Source organism: Janthinobacterium sp. 61 (assembly GCF_002846335.1).
Taxonomy (GTDB): domain Bacteria; phylum Pseudomonadota; class Gammaproteobacteria; order Burkholderiales; family Burkholderiaceae_D; genus Janthinobacterium.
Genome location: NZ_PJMQ01000001.1, coordinates 2,371,259 through 2,390,207 on the forward strand (window position 1 = coordinate 2,371,259; position 18,949 = coordinate 2,390,207).

An 18,949-nucleotide genomic window follows, 5' to 3' on the forward strand; every position below is an offset into this window, starting at 1 on the left:
TCACTCGCTCCAGTCGCGCGAGCGCTCCACGGCGCGCTGCCATTTGTGCAGCCGCGTCAGGCGCTCGTCGGCCGCCATGGCCGGTTCAAAACGGCGTCCCACCTGCCACTGGGCGGCGATTTCTTCCTGCGATTCCCAGAAACCCACGGCCAGGCCCGCCAGGTAGGCCGCGCCCAGGGCCGTCGTTTCCGTCACCACGGGGCGCACCACGGGCACATTCAAGATGTCGGCCTGGAACTGCATCAGCATGTCGTTGCGCGCCGCGCCGCCGTCCACGCGCAACTCGGATAGCGCGATGCCCGCGTCATCCTGCATGGCGGACAGGACGTCCACGTTCTGGTAGGCCACGCCTTCCAATGCGGCGCGCGCGATGTGCGCCTTGCCCGTGCCGCGCGTGATGCCGATCAGGGTGCCGCGCGCATACGGGTCCCAGTACGGTGCGCCGAGTCCCGCGAATGCGGGCACGAAGACCAGGCCGCCCGAATCGGGCACGCTGGTAGCCAGCGCTTCCACTTCGGACGAGTCGCGGATGATGCCCAGCCCATCGCGCATCCATTGCACGGCCGCGCCCGCGATAAAGGCGCTACCTTCGAGCAAGTAGTCAGTTTTATTTGTTCCCGGCCCCAGGCTCCAGCCCACCGTCGTCAACAACCGGTTTTTCGAGGGCAAGGGGCGCTTGCCCACGTTCATCAGCATGAAGCAGCCGGTGCCGTAGGTATTCTTCGCCATGCCCGGTTTCAGACAGGCCTGGCCAAACGTGGCCGCCTGCTGGTCGCCCGCGATGCCGGCGATCGGCACGGACACGCCCAACAGTGCCGCATGCGTGTGAGCGGCCACGCCGCTCGATGGCACGACGTCGGGCAGCAGCGCGGCGGGAATGTCCAGCAGCGCCAGCAAATCCGTGTCCCATTGCAGGGTATGGATGTTGAACAGCATGGTGCGCGCCGCGTTGCTCGTGTCCGTCAAGTGGGCGCCGCTCATCTTGTAGATCAGCCAGCTGTCGACAGTGCCGAAGGCCAGCTCGCCCCGCTCGGCGCGCGCGCGGGCGCCGGGAACGTTGTCGAGCAGCCATTTCAATTTGGTGGCGGAAAAATAGGCGTCCAGCACCAGGCCCGTCTTGCGCTGGATCAGGTCCGCCTTGCCCTGCTCGACCAGTTGCTCGCAATAAGCCGCATTGCGCCGGTCTTGCCACACGATGGCGTTGGCGACAGGCTCGCCCGTGGCGCGGTCCCACAACACCGTCGTTTCGCGCTGGTTGGTCACGCCGATGGCGGCCACGTCGGATACGGCCACGCCGCTGTCGCGCAGCACCTGCTGCAGCACGCCCTCTTGCGAAGCCCAGATTTCGCCCGCGTCATGCTCGACCCAGCCCGGCTGGGGAAAAATCTGGCGAAATTCGCGCTGCGCGCTGGCGTGCGGCCGCCCCGCATGGTCAAACAGGATGGCGCGCGAACTGGTGGTGCCTTGATCTAAAGCAAGTATGTATTTGGTCATGGTCGCTACTACGTCTTTACAGTGAAAGGGGCACAGGCAAACGCCCGTGCCCCGGGACAACGGCGGCGGAAGTTTACACGACTACCTTACCTTGCCTTCTTTCCAAGCCTGCAATAATTTATCGTAGGCAATCGTTTCACCCTTCGGCTTTTCATTCGCCAGCTTTTTCCATGGGGCATGCTGATCCGACAAGTACTGGTTCGGATCGCCCTTGGCATTGAGCTTGGGCGCGCAGGCCTTCATGCCGGCCCGCTGCAGGCGCGCCATGACCTGGTCCATTTCCTCGGCCAGGTTATCCATGGCGGCTTGCGGCGTTTTTTCCGCCGTGATGGCCGTGGCCACGTTTTTCCACCACAACTGCGCCAGCTTCGGATAGTCGGGCACGTTGTTGCCCGTCGGTGTCCATGCCACGCGGGCCGGGCTGCGATAGAACTCGATCAAGCCGCCGTATTCGTTCGCGTGCTTCGTGAAGTAATCGTGGCGAATGTCGGAATCGCGAATGAAAGTCAGGCCGACAATCGATTTCTTCAGCGACACGGTTTTCGACGTGACGAATTGCGCGTACAGCCAGGCGGCTGCCTTGCGGTCGTCCGGCGTGGACTTGAACAGGAACCAGGAACCGACGTCCTGGTAGCCATTCTGCATGCCCTCTTTCCAGTACGGGCCGTGGGGCGACGGCGCCATGCGCCATTTCGGCGTGCCGTCCTTGTTGACCACTGGCAAGCCAGGTTTCGTCATGCCAGCCGTAAATGCCGTGTACCAGAAGATTTGCTGGGCAATTTCGCCCTGCGCCGGCACGGGGCCCGATTCCGAGAAATTCATGCCGTTCGCCTGCGGCGGCGCATATTTCTTCATCCAGTCGATATATTTCGTCAGCGCAAACACGGCCGCCGGCGAATTGGTGGCACCGCCGCGCGACATCGATGCGCCCACGGGCGTGCACTTGTCGGCCGCCACCTTGATGCCCCACTCGTCAACCGGCATGCCGTTCGGAATGCCCTTGTCGGCTGCGCCAGCCATCGACAGCCAGGCATCGGTGAAACGCCAGCCCAGGGACGGATCTTTCTTGCCATAATCCATGTGGCCATAGACTTTCTTGCCGTCCAGTTCCTTCACGTCATTGGTAAAAAAGTCGGCGATATCTTCATACGCGGACCAGTTTTGCGGCACGCCCAGCTCGTAGCCATACTTGGCCTTGAACTTGGCTTGCAAGTCCTTGCGCGCGAACCAGTCGGCACGGAACCAGTACAGATTGGCAAATTGCTGATCGGGCAATTGATACACCTTGCCGTCCGGCGCCGTGGTAAAACTGATGCCGATGAAATCCTTCAAGTCCAGGCCCGGGTTCGTGAATTCCTTGCCCTTGGCTGCCATGTAGTCGGACAGCGGTTCGACTGCGCCGTAGCGGTAATGCGTGCCGATCAGGTCGGAATCGGAAATCCAGCCGTCATAGATGCTCTTGCCCGACTGCATGGACGTTTGCAGCTTTTCCACCACATCGCCTTCCTGGATGATGTCGTGGCGCACCTTGATGCCCGTGATTTCCTCGAATGCCTTGGCCAAGGTCTTCGATTCGTAGACGTGGGTGTCGATGGTTTCCGAGACCACGGAAATTTCCTTGATGCCCTTGGCTTTCAGCTTGGCCGCCGCATCGATGAACCATTTCATTTCAGCAAGCTGTTGCTGCTTGCTCAGGCTGGATGGCTGGAATTCCTTGTCGATCCAGGTTTGCGCCTGCTTGGCGTCCGCCAGGGCCGCATTCGACACGAGCATGGCCGCAGCCGCGAAGACCGTGAACTTCAATTTCATCGTGAATCTCCTTTTATTGTATTGCCGGCCGCCTGCTGACGGTCCGGCCTCCATCAACACCGGCAAGCCGGCTCACCCCCAACGCATTACCACTAATAAAAGTACAAAACTGATGGCAGCCCCGATGGCCTGCTGCATTTCCGTGAAACCGGCCCACGCCAGGTTGACATAGGCGGCCGTAAGCAAGCCGATGAACAGCCGGTCGCCGCGCGTGGTCGGCATGGGCAAAAAGCCCTTGCGCTCTATGCTGGGCGAGCGGATTTGCCACACCGTCATGCCGGCCAGCATCAAGCCGATGCAAATGAAAAAGATGGCCACTTCCGGCGTCCAGGCCATCCAGCCGAACAGGCTGGCCGTGCTATCGGTATTTTCCATGTCACACCCTCCCCATCGCAAAACCCTTGGCAATGTAATGCCGCACGAACCAGATCACCAGCGCACCGGGCACGATGGTCAGCACGCCCGCGGCCGCCAGCACGCCCCAATCCATGCCGGCAGCCGACACGGTACGCGTCATGGTGGCGGCAATCGGCTTGGCATTGACGGAAGTCAAGGTGCGCGCCAGCAGCAATTCCACCCAGCTGAACATGAAGCAGAAGAAGGCCGTCACGCCCACGCCCGACTTGATCATCGGCAAGAAGATGCGGATGAAGAAACGGGGAAAGCTGTAGCCGTCGATATACGCCGTCTCGTCGATTTCCTTCGGCACGCCGGACATGAAGCCTTCCAGTATCCACACGGCCAGCGGCACGTTGAAGACCATGTGCGCCAGCGCCACGGCCAGGTGCGTATCCATCAGGCCCACCGTCGAATACAGCTGGAAGAAGGGCACGAGGAAGACGGCGGGCGGCGTCATGCGGTTGGTCAACAGCCAGAAGAACAGATGCTTGTCGCCGACAAAGTTGTAGCGCGAAAACGCATACGCGGCCGGCAAGGCGACAGTGACCGACATCACCATGTTCAAGGCCACGTAAATCATGGAATTGATGTAGCCGCTGTACCAGGACCGGTCCGTGAAGATCGTGTGGTAGTTGGCGAACGTCAGTTGCCGGGGCCACAGGCTCAAGACCCCCACGATTTCCTCGTTGGTCTTGAGCGACATGTTGAGCATCCAGTAGATGGGCAACAGGGACGCGAGCAAAAAGACGGCGAGGATGGCGCTGCTCATTTTCTTGTGCATCATTTCTGGTCTCCCGTGCCGACGCGCTGCATCCACGTGTACAGCACAAAGCAGAACAGCAGGATGATAAGGAAATAGATCAGGGAAAAGGCGGAAGCCGGCCCCAGGTCGAACTGGCCCACGGCCTTTTGCGTCAGGTATTGCGACAAAAAGGTGGTGGCATTGCCCGGCCCGCCGCCCGTCAGCACGAACGGTTCCGTGTAAATCATGAAACTGTCCATGAAGCGCAGCAACACGGCGATCATCAGCACATTGCGCAGTTTGGGCAGCTGAATGTAGCGGAACACGGCCAGGCGCGAAGCGCCGTCGATGCGGGCCGCCTGGTAATACGCGTCGGGAATGGCGCGCAAGCCCGCATAGCACAGCAGCACCACCAAGGGCGTCCAGTGCCAGATATCCATCACCATCACCGTCAGCCAGGCGTCGAGCGAATTACCGTTGTAGTTGTAATCAAAGCCCAGCTGGTTCAGGGTATAGCCCATCAGGCCGATGTCGCCGCGGCCGAAGATTTGCCAGATGGTGCCCACCACGTTCCAGGGAATCAGGAGCGGCAGCGCGATCAGCACCAGCGCCAGCGACGCCTTCCAGCCATCGGCCGGCATGCACAGGGCGATCAGAATGCCCAGCGGAATCTGGATCGCCAGCACGGAGCCGGAAAACAGCAGCTGGCGCAGCAAGGCGCTGTGCAAGTCGCCGTCCAGCATGACCATGCGGAACCACTCGGTGCCTACAAATACCTTTTGCGTGGGGCTCAGGATATCCTGCACGGAATAGTTCACCACGGTCATCAAAGGCAGGATGGCGGAAAAGGCCACGCACAGCAGCACTGGCAGGATCAATAACCAGGCGCGGCGGTTGTTATCGGTTTTACCATTATGTATCATCAGGCCACCCGCTTATCGTTGACATAGAACAAGGTGCGTTGCGGCGGAAAGCGCAGCCGCACAGCATTCCCGACGACAGCGTCGATGGCGCGCAGCTTGGCCGCCACCATCGCGCCACCCAGCTGGAATTCCGCCAGGTAATGCGTGCCCATATTGCGTACGGCCGTGACCGTCGCGTCCAGGCAGTGCTCGCTACCCTCGCCTGCCGGCAGGCATTCAACGAATTCAGGCCGCACACCGAGCGTGATTTTCCCTTGCGCCCCTAGCAGAGCCGCGCGGGCGGCGGCGGACACCGACAGTGCCTGTCCCGCCACGCGCAAGCCGCCATCGTCCAGCGCGCAATCGAGCAAGTTCATGCCCGGGTTGCCGATGAAATAGCCGACAAACGTATGCTCGGGCTCCTCGAACAGCGCTTGCGCGCTGCCCGTCTGCACCACTTCACCCTGCGTCATGACGACAACCTGGTCGGCAAAGGTCAAGGCTTCCACCTGGTCGTGCGTGACGTAGATCAATGACAATTTCAGTTCGTGGTGGATTTCCTTCAACTTTCTGCGCAGCAGCCATTTCAAATGCGGGTCGATCACCGTCAGCGGTTCGTCGAAGAGCACGGCCGCCACGTCAGGGCGCACGAGGCCACGTCCCAGGGAAATCTTTTGCTTGGCGTCCACGGACAGACCACTGGCGCGCAATTTCAAGTCGCCCGTCAACTCCAGCATTTGCGCTACCTGCTGCACGCGCTTTTTCACGTCAATCTCTTTCCAGCCGCGATTGCGCAGCGGAAACGCCAGGTTGTCGTGCACGGTCATGGTGTCGTAGATGACGGGAAACTGGAACACTTGCGCGATATTCCGCGCCTCGGTGGGCAGCTGCGTCACATCCTTGCCGTCGAACAGCACCTTGCCATGCGACGGTTTGACCAGGCCGGAGATGATATTGAGCAAGGTCGTCTTGCCGCAGCCGGATGGTCCCAGCAAGGCATAGGCACCGCCGTCATGCCACGCCATGCTCATGGGCCGCAGCGCGTAGTCGGTGGGTTCCGTCGGGTTCGGTTTGTAGGCGTGGGCCAGGTCGACCAGTTCAATGCGCGCCATGTCAAGCTCCTCCCGACGTAGCGACGCCCGACGCTACGGCGCCTGGAGCGAACAGCAAACCGCCATCGTCCGCGAATATCAGCAAGGCATGCGGCTGGCAATACACAGTGCAGGCGCTGCCGATGTCCAGGTTGTGCACGCCACCGAGCTGCGCCACCAGAGCCAGCTCGCCGCGGCGCGCGTGCACATAGGTTTCCGAGCCGCTGATTTCTGCCAGGTCCACCTGTGCCGCGATGGCCACGTCGCCATCGGACTGGGGAGATAAATGCAGGCTGTGGGCGCGCACGCCGAGAATCACGTCGCGGCTGTCGCCCAGGCGGGCGCGCTGCTCGCCGCTCAGGTGAATCGCCAGACCATCAGCCGCCTGCGCCACGCCCTGCGCATCCACGCGCGCAGGAATCAGGTTGATCGGCGGATCGCTGAAGGTGCGCGCCACGGCGATGGAATTGGGGGCGTTGAAGACGTCCAGGGTCGGCCCCTGCTGCAGCAGCCGTCCCTCGTGCAGCACGGCCACGTGACCGCCCAGCTGCAGCGCTTCCAGCGGTTCCGTGGTGGCATACACGACCGTCGTGCTGCCGCTGGAAAACAGTTCCGTCAATTCACGGCGCAGTTCCTCGCGCAGTTTGTAATCGAGGTTGACGAGCGGCTCATCGAGCAGCAGCAGCGAGGCATCCTTGATCAGCGCGCGTCCCAGCGCCGTGCGCTGCTGCTGGCCGCCCGACAGTTCGCCGGGCGTGCGCTGCAGATACGGGGTGATATGCAGGCGCTCGGCCAGCGCCAGCACTTTCGCGCGGATCTGTTCCTCGGGCACCTTGCGCAGGCGCAAGGGCGAGGCGATATTGTCGTAGACGGTGAAGGCCGGATAGTTGATGAATTGCTGGTACACCATGGCCAGATTGCGGCGGCTGACGGGCACGCCCGTCACGTCGACGCCGTCGGCAGTCACTGTGCCCCCGCTGGGCTTGTCCAGGCCCGCCATCACGCGCATCAGGGTCGTCTTGCCGGCACGCGTGGTGCCCAGCAAGACGTTGATGGCGCCCGGCACCAGCGCCAGCGACATCGGATATAAAAAGTCGTCAGCCCCCTGCTTCCTGCTGATCTTGTCCAGTACCAGTTGCACGCGCTTCTCCTCCAGTGATGGTTTCTTATTCTTCGCCGCACCCTCTGCGGGGCGCGGTCGCCAACGTATTCTGCGCTCTTCTTACGACACCAACGGATGCTGCAACAGCCAGGCGTCGAGCCTGCCCGCCGTCTCGCGCGGCAGGTGCAGGCCCAGCTTGGAGCGCCGCCACAGGATGTCGGCCGCGCTGACGGCCCATTCATGGCGCCGCAAATAATTGACTTCCGCCGCGTACAGGCCGGCGGCGATTTCCTCGCCCATGGCCGCCACGTTCTTGCACCCATCGAGCAGCACATGGATGCGCGTGCCGTAGGCGCGCGCATAGCGCGCCACCAGCGCCGCCGGCAGCCAGGGGTACTCGCCCTGCAAGCCTTGCACGAACTGGTCGAACTCGCGCACCGACCTGTTCTGCGGCGTGCTGCCGAACACATCGCCGCCGGGCAGGCAGGCGTTAGCCGTCCAGGCTGGCCGCGTATTGCCCAGCAAGGGCGCCAGCAGATCGAGTGCTTCCTCGGCCAGCTTGCGGAAGGTCGTGATCTTGCCGCCGAAAACACTAAGCAGCGGTGCACCGCCCTGCTCCAGCTCGAAGCGGTAATCGCGCGTGACGGCCTTGGCATCGGCCGCCGCGTCTTCCACCAGCGGACGCACGCCTGCATACGTCCAGACCACGTCGGCAGGCACGACGGGCTTGCTGAAATAGTAACTGGAAAGCTCGCACAAGTAACGAATTTCCTCGTCATCGATTTCCACCTTGCCGCTATCGCCGTGGTAATCGAGATCTGTGGTGCCGATCAGGGTGAAATCATGCTCGTAAGGAATGGCAAACACGATGCGTCCGTCCGGATGCTGGAAGATATACGCATGATCATGCGCGAACAGGCGCTTGACGACGATATGGCTACCTTTGATCAAGCGCAAATGGCGGCCCGTACCACCGGGCGCCGCCTGCTGCAGGAACTCGGCCGTCCATGGCCCGGCCGCATTCACGACGCTGCGCGCGCGCACCAGCGTCTGCCTGCCGCCGGCGTGTTGCAAGGTGGCCAGCCAGGTTTCGTTCTCGCCCGCACCCTCGCGTGAGAGGGCCGTGCAGCGCGTCTGCGTCAGTACGTGCGCGCCCTTGTCTGCCGCATCGATGGCGTTGAGCACCACCAGGCGCGCATCGTCGACCCAGCCATCGGAATACACGAAGCCGCGCTTGAACTGGGGTTTTAACGGTTTTCCCGCCGCGTGGCGCTCAAGGTCGATGCCGTGCGAGGCAGGCAGGATTTCGCGCTTTGCCAGCATGTCGTAGAGAAACAGGCCGGCACGTATCAGCCAGGCCGGGCGCTGGCCCTGCGCATGCGGCATGACAAAGCGCAGCGGCCACATGATGTGCGGCGCCGAGCGCAGCAGCACTTCACGCTCGATCAGCGCCTTGCGCACGAGGCCGAACTCATAGTATTCGAGGTAGCGCAGGCCGCCGTGTATCAGCTTGGTGGAAGCGGACGAGGTGTGGGCAGCGAGGTCGTCTTTTTCGCACAGCACCACGGACAGGCCCCGCCCGGCCGCGTCGCGCGCGATGCCGGCCCCGTTGATGCCGCCGCCCACCACCAGCAGGTCGCATGCCATCGCCGGCTCCGGCACTGCGTCGATTCCCTGCTGTACTGAAGCCATCGGAACTCCATCGTTATCAAGGACAGGCGACCAAGAAAGACTAGGCACACCCGGCGACTGTGGTTAAGATCAATACTGATGTCATACGAATTCAATATGGATAAGATTACGCCATAAATCGAACTCATAGCAACATATTTTTACCCGCATTTGTTCGATTTTGTTCGTTTGTGAAATTTTAAAGAGACACGCTCATGAATTTGAATCCCCGCCAGCGCCGCTTGCTTGAAGTGGTGCGCCAGAAAGTCACCATGTCGGTAGAGGAGTTGGCCCAGCAACTCGACGTCACTCCGCAAACCGTGCGGCGCGACGTCAAGCAGATGGAAGAGGCGCGCCTGCTGGCCCGCTATCACGGTGGCGTGGGCTTGCCCTCGTCCGTGGAAAATATCGATTACAACCAGCGCCAGGTATTCAACAGCGAAGCCAAGCGGCGCATCGCCGCCGCCGTGGCGGCGCAAGTGCCGCATGGCTGTTCGCTCCTGATCAATATCGGCACCACTACCGAGGAAGTGGCGCGCGCGCTGGGCCGGCACACGGGCTTGCACGTGGTGACGAACAACCTGAACGTGGCGGCCATCCTGGCCGACAATGCCGCCTGCGAAGTCATCGTGGCGGGCGGCGTGGTGCGCGGGCGCGACCGCGGCATCGTGGGCGAAGCCACCATCGACTTCATCCGCCAGTTCAAGGTCGACATCGGCATCATCGGCATTTCCAGCATCGACGAAGACGGCAGCTTGCGTGACTTCGATGCGCGTGAAGTGAAGGTGGCGCAAGCCATCATCGAGCAGTCGCGCGAAGTGTGGCTGGTAGCCGACCAGCATAAATTCGGCCGCAAGGCGCTGGTGCGACTGGCCGACCTCGCGCAAATCGATATCTTGTTTACGGATGCGCCTCCGCCGGCCCGCTTTACCGACGTACTGCGCGACGCAGGCGTGAAGCTGGTGGTGGCCTGAGCGGCCGGCATATCGGCATGAAAACACGCACTGTCGCGCAGCCAATACGGCAGGTAGAGGCAAGCGCAGCGAATGATATGAAATATTTATCAATTCAGTAAAAAAGCTGTTACCATTGAGGCAACATGAGTTATTTTTTTAATCTTCCTCTCCGGCAATACGATTATTTGCTTGATATTGCTTTTTATCTATCCAGAGCAAGGAAATAAGGAAAAACTCTTTGCCGGTCGGTGATTTCCTGTGAAAACAGTGTTAGAACTACCTCAAGCACGATGATTGTTCCCAAACAAACCACTCGACAGCAAGCGTGAAGGCCTTGACCATGCCCGTAACGCCGCCCAGTGAAGGAAATAAAATGAGCCATAGTTTTGAAACGGCCGCCTCGCCGCAAGCCGCCCACCCCAACAGCGTTCCCGTCAGCGAACTGGAAGCCCATCTCGGTTACTGGCTGCGTTTCGTGTCCAACCACGTTTCCCACAGCTTCCAGAAAAAAGCGGAAGCCAATGGCGTGACGGTGTCCGAATGGGTGGTGCTGCGTGAAATGTTCCGCCTGGGCTGCACCTCGCCCACGGTGCTGGCGCAAGTGTCCGGCATGAGCAAGGGCGCCGTGTCGAAGCTGATCGACCGCCTGGAAAGCAAGGGCATGGTCAGCAAGTCGATCCTGCTGGCGGACCGCCGTCAGCATTCGATCGAACTGACCACGGAAGGTGAAGCGCTGGTGCCCGTGCTGGCCGAGATGGCAGACCAGAACGACGAGGAATTCTTCGGCAAGCTGCCGCGCCAGCTGCGCGACGACCTGCTCGAAGCGATGAAGGAAGTGGCGCGCACACATCAGCTCAAGAGCGCACCCCTGAATTAAAGCGACTTGGGCAAGGGTGAGACGGTAGCTCGGGCGCTTCGGCTATGATGCTGGCCTGACCGTCTACCAGGAACACGCATGGCCCTGCACATCGAAACCCCTCTGCTCAACTCGCGCGCCCTGAGCCTGCACAGCGAACGCGCGATCTGGCTCAAGCTCGAAGCCTTGCAGCCCCCCGGCTCCTTCAAGATCCGCGGCATCGGCCTCGCCTGCGAAGAATACGCGCGGCGCGGCGCCAGTCGTTTCATCTCTTCTTCCGGTGGCAATGCCGGCATCGCCGTGGCCTACGCGGGACGCCAGCTGGGCATTCCCGTCATCGTCGTGGTGCCAGAAACGACCAGTGCGCGGGCCAGGGCTCTGATCGCGCAGGAAGGCGCCGAAGTCATCGTGCATGGCACCGCCTGGCAAGAAGCCAACGCGCTGGCGCAAGCCATGCTCACGCCGCAAGACGCTTTCCTGCATCCCTTCGATGACCCGCTGCTGTGGCAAGGCCACGCGGGCATGATCGATGAAGTGGCCAGCGCGGGCCTGAAACCGGATGCGGTCGTGCTGTCAGTGGGCGGCGGCGGTCTGCTGGCCGGCGTGGCCGAAGGCTTGCAGCGCAACGGCTGGGACGACGTGGCCCTGGTGGCCGTGGAAACCGAAGGCGCCGCCTCGCTGGCCGCCGCCGTGGCCGCGCGCGAACACGTGGCCCTTCCCGCCGTGAACAGCATCGCCACTTCGCTGGCCGCGCGCCAGGTGTGCGCGCAAGCCTACGCCATCAGCCAGACGCGTCTGCTGCACAGCGTGGTGGTCTCGGACCGGGCCGCCGTCGATGCCTGCCAGCGCTTTATTAGCGACCAGCGCCTGGTGGTGGAGCCGGCCTGCGGCGCCGCGCTGGCCGCCGTCTACGGCAAGGCGCCGGAACTGGCGCCCTACCGCAATGTGCTGGTCATCGTCTGTGGCGGCGTCACTGCCACCACGCAGCAGCTTGACCACTGGAGCGCCGCCCTGTAACGCCGCCTACGGCGCCGCCTCAAGCAGCGCCACGCCATCGCGGCCCTGCCCCTTGGCGGCATACAAGGCCTGGTCCGCCAGGTCCAGCAACTGCGCCGGCGTCAGCGCGCCTTCGCGGAAGATGGCGATGCCGATGCTGGTCGTCACCGGCAGCGGGCCGCTGGCCAGGTCGAAGGGGTGGCGGATGGCATCGATGATCTTCGCGCCGATCTGGCGCACTTCGGTCGCGCTGTTTACGCCTTCGAGAATGATCACGAATTCATCACCGGCCAGGCGCGCCACCAGGTCGCTGGCGCGCACGCTGCGCACCAGGCGCGCGGCAAATTCCTTCAGCACCTCGTCGCCGGCATGGTGGCCCAGGCTATCGTTGATGGCCTTGAAGCGGTCGATATCGAGATAGGCCAGCGCCATCGGCGCGCGCGCAGCGCGCGTACGCTGCATGCTTTGCGCCAGTTGTTCGTCGAAGCGGCGGCGGTTGGCGATGCCCGTCAGTATGTCGGTGGCGGCGGCAAACTGCAGCGCCGTATGCACCGCCTTGGTCTTGGTGATTTCGTGGATCAGGCCATACACGCCTTCCACCGTGCCGCTCTCGCCCACATCGGGCACATAGCTGGTCTGGAAGGCACGCTGGCCCGCCTCCCCCTCGCCATCAATGCTGAATTCATATTCGACCTCCTCGCCCGCGAAGGCGCGCTGCAGGTAGGCTTCGCGCAATTGATACGCTTCTTCGCCCAGCACATCGCGTATCGACTGCATCATGCTTTCCTTGCGCGACCGGCCGAACCATTTTTCAAACGTGGCGTTGATGAACTGGTAGCGGTGCTCGCGGTCGATGTAGACGATCACCACGGGTACATGGTCCGTCAGCAGCTTCAAGCGCCGCTCGCTGTCGCGCGTCTGCGCCTCGGCGATTTCGCGCTCGGCCACCAGCGAGTAGAAATCACGGCTCAAGTCACCGATTTCATCGCGCCGTTCGATTTGCAGCGCCTCGATGCCCAGGCGCTGGCGGCGGATCTGGTGCACCTGGCGGCGCAGGCGTTCCAGTGGCTGCAGCAAACGCAGCACCACGCGCCAGCCGGCCAATCCGGCCAGCACCGCCAGCAGCACGGCAGCCAGCAATATCTTGCTGCGCATCGCATGCAGTGGCGCGAAAGCCTGATTCATCGGATAAACCGAGGCCAGTATCCAGCCCGTGCCGGCAATGCGGTGGTAAGCAAACAAGGCATCGACACCATGCGTGGTGGTGCCCGTCAGCCAGCCCTCGAAGCCCTGCATGGCGCGCCGGGTCGGTTCGCTGACGGGGCCATTCGCCTCGATACGCTGCATGATGCGCGACTTGTCCGGATGCTCGACGATGACGCCTTCACTGGTCATGATGTACAGGTAGCCGCCCGTGCCCGGCTTGAGCGCGCCCAGGCGCCCCAGGAAATCGGGCTGGCGCAGGTTCACGCTGGCCGCCAGCACATAGCGCATGGCGCCCTGCGCATCGAACACGGGCTGCGTCACCACCACGATGGGCATGCCGGAAATGCTGCCATTGAGCGGCGCGGAGATCACCGAGCGCCGGGTCGCCAGCGTCTGATCAAAGTAGGGACGTCCCTTCAGGTTCAGTCCCGCCTGCGGCTTGAAGGGGCTGAGGGTGGCCAGGACAACACCATCGATACCAACCACGCCGGCCGTATAAAACTCCTTGCCCAGCACCGTTTGCGCACCCAGGAAGCGCTGCAGGCTGGCGCCATCGTGCGCGCCGCTGGCCGCCAGGCTGTCCGCCATCGCGCGCAGCACATTGCGCTTGGCGTCGAGTTCTTCTTCGATGAAGACGGCGGCGCTGGCCAGCGATACGTACTGCTGGCGCCCAGTCACGTCGCGCATGCCGCGCTCGGCCACGCTCAGGGTGGCCAGCGCCAACGAGGCCACGGCAGCCAGCACGAGCAGGAAGACGACCACGCTCATGCGCGCCTTCAGGCTGGCCGGCAGGCGTCGGCGCAGCAATTTACGCAGTCTCATACGCATCGTCGCCACGCCGTCACAGCCGCTGCTGCAAGTACCGGCACAGGCGCTCGACCGATTCTTGCAGCGCCAGCACCTCGGTGTCGAGGCTCAGGGCGGGCGACAGCGGCGTCTCGTAGGGAGCGGAAACGCCCGTGAATTGCGCGATCTGGCCCGCGCGCGCCTGCGCATACAGGCCTTTCGGGTCACGCGCCTCACACTCGGCCAGCGGCGTGCTGACATGGACTTCGATGAAATGCGCCGCGCCGATGATGTCGGCGGCCATGGCCCGGTCGGCGCGGTACGGCGAAATGAAGGCGGCGATGACGATCAGACCGACCTCGTTCATCAGGCGCGCCACTTCGGCCGTACGGCGGATGTTTTCATGCCGGTCTTGCGGCGTAAAGCCCAGGTCGCGGTTCAAGCCATGGCGCAGCTGGTCGCCGTCGAGCAGCGCCACGGCGCGGCCCTGCGCCTTGAGCGCTTGCCCCAGCGCCAGCGCGATGCTGGTCTTGCCGGCGCCGCTCAAGCCCGTCAGCCAGACCGTGGGGTGTTGTGCTGCTGTCATCACACTGCCTCTCCATTATAGAGCTGGCAATATAACAAAGCCGTGCCGGAAAGGACAGATTTTCAGGCCGCGCTGCGCGCCTCAAGCAGCAACTGTCGTATCTCCGGCACGCAGGAGCCGCAATTGCCGCCCGCCTTGACGCAGGCCGTCACCTGCGCCGTCGTCGTCAGTTTTTGATCCTGGATGGCGGCGCAAATGGTGTTGCGCCCCACCCCAAAGCACGAGCACACGGTGGGGCCGGCGTCGACGCTCTTGCCGATGGGCTGGCCCAGCAGCACACCGGCGCGATCCGCCGCATCCATTTGCGCGTGCGCAAACAGGCCCGCCAGCCAGCTGCGCGACGGCAGGTCGGGACGGGGCGAGACATACACGCACTGCGCGATGCGCCCTTCGTCCAGGTGCACGGCGCGGTACACGCCGGCGCTGGCGTCCGCATAATCGAGCCAGTCGGCGTTGTCGTCCGAGACGCCGAGCAGTGCGCGCGCCCATACGCCCAGGTCGGCAATGCGCTGGCGGCCCGCCAGCTCGTAGCGCAGGAATTGTTCGCCCTGGATGCGCGTCCAGTGCGCCACGCCGTCAAGGTTCAGGGGCGTGCGGCTCAGGACAAACGCATGCCAGTGCACGCGGAACTGCTCGATGCGCACGGGCGTGTGCTTGAACTCTGGTTCGCCCGAGACGGGATCGACCACCGGATTGACGACGGCGCCCACGCGCGCGTCGGAGGCATTCGCGTCGCTCCAGTGTATCGGCACGAACACCTGGCCGCGCGCGATGCCGCCACCATGCACGACGCGCGCCACCATCGCGCCCCAGGCACTGGAAACGCGTGCCAGCTCGCCTTCGCGCACGCTGTACAGCAGCGCATCCTGTGGGTGGATGTCGATGAAGGCTTCGGCGACGTGACCCGACAGCTTGGCCGCCTTGCCCGTGCGTGTCATCGTATGCCACTGGTCGCGCACCCTGCCCGTATTCAAGATGAGTGGATAGTCCTCGTCGGGCATATTATGCGGCGCGCGCGGCGCCGTGGGCACGAAGCGCGCACGCCCGTCCGCATGCGCGAAGCGGCCGTCGCCGAACAGGCGCGCCCGGCCCTGCGGCCATTGCTGCGGCACCAGGGCGTCGTATTGCGCCGCATCAAGGTTGTCCAGGCCCGCCAGGTTGAACAGGCGCGCCGTTTCTGACGCGTTGCGGAAGGTGGACAGGCGCGCGTGTTCGTCGAAGATGGCCTGCGGCGAGGTGAAATCGAAGCCTGCGTAGCCCATGCGCGTGGCCACGTCGCACAGCACCTGCCAGTCGGCGCGCGCCTCGCCGGGCGCCGGCAAAAAAGCGCGCTGGCGCGAGATGCGCCGCTCGGAGTTCGTCACCGTGCCATCCTTCTCGCCCCAGCCCAGGGCCGGCAGCAGCACGTCGGCATACGCATTCGTGTCCGATTCGGCGCTGATGTCCGACACCACGACCAGTTCGCATTGATCCAGCGCGCGGCGCACCTGCTCGGCGTCCGGCATGCTCACCAGCGGATTGGTGGCGATGATCCACACGGCTTTCACCTTGCCCGATTCGATCGCGTGGAACAGTTCCACGGCTTTCAAGCCAGGTTTGCCGGCGATGCGGGGAGAGTCCCAGAACGTTTGCACGGTGTCACGGTGCAACGGGTTGTCCAGCTCCAGGTGCGCCGCCAGCATGTTGGCCAGGCCCCCTACCTCACGCCCGCCCATGGCGTTCGGCTGCCCCGTCAGGGAAAACGGCCCCATGCCGGGCTGGCCGATGCGGCCCGTCGCCAGGTGGCAGTTGATGATGCTGTTGACCTTGTCCGTGCCGGAGGAGGACTGGTTTACGCCCTGCGAAAAGGCCGTGACGACCTTGCGCGTGGCGGCAAAGGCCTGGTAAAACGCCAGCAAGGCCTGCGGGTCGACCTTGCAGATGCGCGCCACCTGCAGCGGGTCGCCGCACTCCACATGCGCGGCGGCCAGCGCCTCATCGAGACCGCGGCTGTGCCGCGTGACGAAAGCGTCGTCGATCACGCCTTCTTTCGCCAGGTGGCACAGCAAGCCATTGAACAGCCATACGTCAGTGCCTGGCTTCACGGGCAGGTGCAAATCGGCCAGCTCGCACGTGGCCGTGCGGCGCGGGTCGATCACCACCAGTTTGACGCCTGGCCGGCTTTCCTTGAGGCGCGCGATGCGCTGGAACAGGATCGGGTGGCACCAGGCCGTGTTCGAGCCCACCAGCACCACCATGTCGGCCAGTTCCAGGTCTTCATAGCAGCCCGGCACGATATCCTCGCCAAACGCGCGCTTGTGGCCCGCCACGGCCGACGACATGCACAGGCGCGAATTGGTGTCGATATTCGCGCTGCCCACATAGCCTTTCATGAATTTGTTGGCGATGTAATAGTCTTCCGTCAGCAGCTGGCCCGAGACATACAGGGCCACGGCGTCAGGCCCGTGTGCATCGATGATGGCGCGCAAGCCGCCAGCCACCTGATCCAGCGCAGCATCCCATGAAGCGCGCTGCAGGACGCCATCGACGCGCACCTGTGGAGTCAGCAGGCGCTTGTCGAGGCCCAAGGTGTCGCCCAGCGCCGAGCCTTTCACGCACAGGCGCCCCAGGTTGGCGGGATGGCTGATATCGCCGGCGATGCGGAGGGCGCCGTCGGGCAGGCGTATCGCTTCCACGCCGCAGCCGACGCCGCAGTACGGGCAAGTGGTTTTTACGGGCGTGCACGTGGTCATGGGCGTATCCTGTTGGTCGCTGTCAGGCGGCCTGGCCGCACAGGGCCTGGCCAAACAATAAATGGGAGCGCAACTGGCTGATGTCGCGGCGCTGCTGGATCAGGTCGAAATACCAGGGACCGTCCTGTACCTCGCCATACAGCACGGCGCCCACCAGGCGGTTGCCCTGCACCACCAGGCGCTTGTAGACACCGCGGCGCGGATCGCGCAGCACCAGGTCTTCGCTGCCCTCGCCGCCGATGATGTCGCCGGCCGAATACAGGTCGATGCCCGTCACTTTCAATTTGGTGGCGCTGGCCTGCTGCACGTAGCGCCGGTGCCCGGCGCCAGCGAGGTGCGCGCCGCACACGCGCGCCTGCTCCCAGATGGGCGCCACCAGGCCGAAGGTGGCGCGGCGGTGCTGCACGCATTCGCCCACGGCGTACACGCGCGGGTCATAGCTTTGCAGACAGTCGTCGACGACGATGGCCCGTTCGCAGTGCAGGCCGGCAGCTTGCGCCAGGGCGATATTGGGGCGCACACCGGCCGTCATCACCACCAGGTCGGCGGGAATGCTGCTGCCGTCAAGAAAACGCACGCTTTCCACCCGCTCGCGGCCCGTGATCTCGGCGGTCTGCGCCTGCATCAGGAAACGCAGGCCGCGGGCCTCCAGCGCCGATTTCAACAACATCGATGCGGGCGCATCGAGCTGCTGGTTCATCAGGGCGCCGCTCATGTGCACGACGGTGACGTCCATGCCCTGGCGCTGCAAGCCGTTGGCCGCTTCCAGTCCCAGCAAGCCGCCGCCGATGACCACCGCATGGCGGTGCGTGCGCGCCGCCTGCAGCATGGTGTCGACATCGCTGATGTCGCGAAAACCGATCACGCCTGGCAGCGCGTGGCCCGGCACGGGCACGATGAACGGCGTCGACCCGGTGGCCAGCAGCAGGCGGTCATAAGGCACCTCGATGCCCGACTGCGCCTCCACCTTGCGCGCCTGGCGGTCGATGCGCACAACGGGGTCGCCCGCGTGCAAGGTGATGCCGTGCTGCGCATACCAGGCGCGCGTGTGAAGCATGATGTCGTCCACCGTCTTTTCACCGGCGAGCACCGGGGAGAGCAAAATGCGGTTGTAATTGCCATGCGGCTCGGCGCCGAACACGGTGATGTCGTACAGGTCAGGCGCAAGTTTCAACAGCTCCTCGACCGTGCGCATGCCAGCCATGCCGTTGCCGACTACCACGAGCGAGGGGCGCGCAGTTGCCTTGGCTGGCGGGTTCACAGGGCCACCCACACCATGTCCGCAAACAAGCGCGCGGGCCAGGATGTGACCGAATGCTCGGGCGCTTCCAGGCACTCGCCGCTGGCGAGGTCGAAGTGCTGCTTGTAGATGGGCGAGGCGACAACGACGCGCTCGCCGATGCTGCCCACCAGGCCACGCGACAGCACGGAAGCGCCCGCGCTCGGGTCGACATTGTCGATGGCGTACACGCGCGGCGCCGCATCGCCGACGCGAAACACGGCCACGTGGCGCCCACCCAGCAGCGCGCACACGCCCGTGTCGGGCACGATGTCAGCCAAGGGGCAGATGGCCACCCAATTGTCGGCGCTGGCGCCAGTCAGTTCATTCATCGCATTCATG

Annotated in this window: 16 protein-coding genes; 3 read left to right on the forward strand and 13 right to left on the reverse strand. The window is 63.6% G+C overall.

Annotated features, from left to right (window positions below; genetic code table 11):
* From glpK to glpD, 8 genes are all read right to left on the reverse strand, one after another.
* A complete protein-coding gene (gene glpK / locus CLU92_RS10850; protein ID WP_101481900.1) occupies positions 1-1,494 on the reverse strand; it encodes a glycerol kinase GlpK in 1,494 nt (497 codons plus the stop codon).
* 81 nt (positions 1,495-1,575) lie between these two features.
* Complete coding sequence (locus tag CLU92_RS10855) at positions 1,576-3,303, reverse strand: ABC transporter substrate-binding protein (protein ID WP_101481901.1); 1,728 nt, start codon at positions 3,301-3,303, stop codon at positions 1,576-1,578.
* 72 nt (positions 3,304-3,375) lie between these two features.
* On the reverse strand, positions 3,376-3,651 hold the full coding sequence (locus CLU92_RS10860) for a DUF2160 domain-containing protein (RefSeq protein ID WP_034779613.1): 276 nt from the start codon (positions 3,649-3,651) through the stop codon (positions 3,376-3,378).
* Between the two features lie 28 nt (positions 3,652-3,679).
* Entirely contained in the window at positions 3,680-4,486 is an 807-nt protein-coding gene (locus CLU92_RS10865) for a carbohydrate ABC transporter permease (protein ID WP_373917817.1), read from the reverse strand.
* A complete protein-coding gene (locus tag CLU92_RS10870; RefSeq protein WP_034754965.1) occupies positions 4,483-5,367 on the reverse strand; it encodes a carbohydrate ABC transporter permease in 885 nt (294 codons plus the stop codon). Before CLU92_RS10870 ends, CLU92_RS10865 begins: the two co-directional genes overlap by 4 nt.
* Complete coding sequence (locus CLU92_RS10875; RefSeq protein ID WP_101481902.1) at positions 5,367-6,458, reverse strand: ABC transporter ATP-binding protein; 1,092 nt, start codon at positions 6,456-6,458, stop codon at positions 5,367-5,369. Before CLU92_RS10875 ends, CLU92_RS10870 begins: the two co-directional genes overlap by 1 nt.
* A gap of 1 nt (position 6,459) precedes the next feature.
* Entirely contained in the window at positions 6,460-7,578 is a 1,119-nt protein-coding gene (locus CLU92_RS10880) for an ABC transporter ATP-binding protein (RefSeq protein ID WP_101481903.1), read from the reverse strand.
* An 81-nt stretch (positions 7,579-7,659) separates the two neighbouring features.
* Positions 7,660-9,231 carry a glycerol-3-phosphate dehydrogenase gene (gene glpD / locus CLU92_RS10885; RefSeq protein WP_257561053.1) on the reverse strand — a complete coding sequence of 524 codons (1,572 nt, stop codon included), beginning with the start codon at positions 9,229-9,231 and terminating at the stop codon, positions 7,660-7,662.
* 194 nt (positions 9,232-9,425) lie between these two features.
* Between glpD and CLU92_RS10890 the strand changes: the two genes are divergently transcribed.
* The 3 genes from CLU92_RS10890 (at position 9,426) to CLU92_RS10900 (ending at position 12,039) form a co-directional block, all read left to right on the forward strand.
* A complete protein-coding gene (locus tag CLU92_RS10890) occupies positions 9,426-10,184 on the forward strand; it encodes a DeoR/GlpR family DNA-binding transcription regulator (RefSeq protein WP_101481904.1) in 759 nt (252 codons plus the stop codon).
* A 355-nt stretch (positions 10,185-10,539) separates the two neighbouring features.
* A complete protein-coding gene (locus CLU92_RS10895) occupies positions 10,540-11,043 on the forward strand; it encodes a MarR family winged helix-turn-helix transcriptional regulator (protein WP_101481905.1) in 504 nt (167 codons plus the stop codon).
* A 78-nt stretch (positions 11,044-11,121) separates the two neighbouring features.
* The gene (locus tag CLU92_RS10900; RefSeq protein ID WP_101481906.1) at positions 11,122-12,039 is read left to right on the forward strand and encodes a pyridoxal-phosphate dependent enzyme; all 918 of its coding nucleotides are present in this window, start codon (positions 11,122-11,124) and stop codon (positions 12,037-12,039) included.
* Positions 12,040-12,045: 6 nt separating this feature from the next.
* Here CLU92_RS10900 and CLU92_RS10905 read toward each other — a convergent pair whose 3' ends face one another.
* The 5 genes from CLU92_RS10905 to nirD form a co-directional block, all read right to left on the reverse strand.
* Positions 12,046-14,046 (reverse strand): diguanylate cyclase domain-containing protein, encoded by a 2,001-nt coding sequence (locus CLU92_RS10905; RefSeq protein WP_180338494.1) that lies wholly within the window; start codon positions 14,044-14,046, stop codon positions 12,046-12,048.
* 19 nt (positions 14,047-14,065) lie between these two features.
* Positions 14,066-14,596, reverse strand: coding sequence for an adenylyl-sulfate kinase (cysC, locus tag CLU92_RS10910; protein ID WP_101481908.1), 531 nt, complete (start codon positions 14,594-14,596; stop codon positions 14,066-14,068).
* A 62-nt stretch (positions 14,597-14,658) separates the two neighbouring features.
* Positions 14,659-17,328 carry a nitrate reductase gene (locus CLU92_RS10915; RefSeq protein ID WP_101481909.1) on the reverse strand — a complete coding sequence of 890 codons (2,670 nt, stop codon included), beginning with the start codon at positions 17,326-17,328 and terminating at the stop codon, positions 14,659-14,661.
* Positions 17,329-17,350: 22 nt separating this feature from the next.
* Positions 17,351-18,589: an NAD(P)/FAD-dependent oxidoreductase gene (locus CLU92_RS10920; RefSeq protein ID WP_101481910.1), complete on the reverse strand. Its 1,239-nt coding sequence runs from the start codon at positions 18,587-18,589 to the stop codon at positions 17,351-17,353.
* On the reverse strand, positions 18,586-18,939 hold the full coding sequence (nirD, locus tag CLU92_RS10925; protein WP_101484621.1) for a nitrite reductase small subunit NirD: 354 nt from the start codon (positions 18,937-18,939) through the stop codon (positions 18,586-18,588). The genes CLU92_RS10920 and nirD overlap by 4 nt, the downstream gene beginning before the upstream one ends.
* Positions 18,940-18,949: the final 10 nt, after the last annotated feature.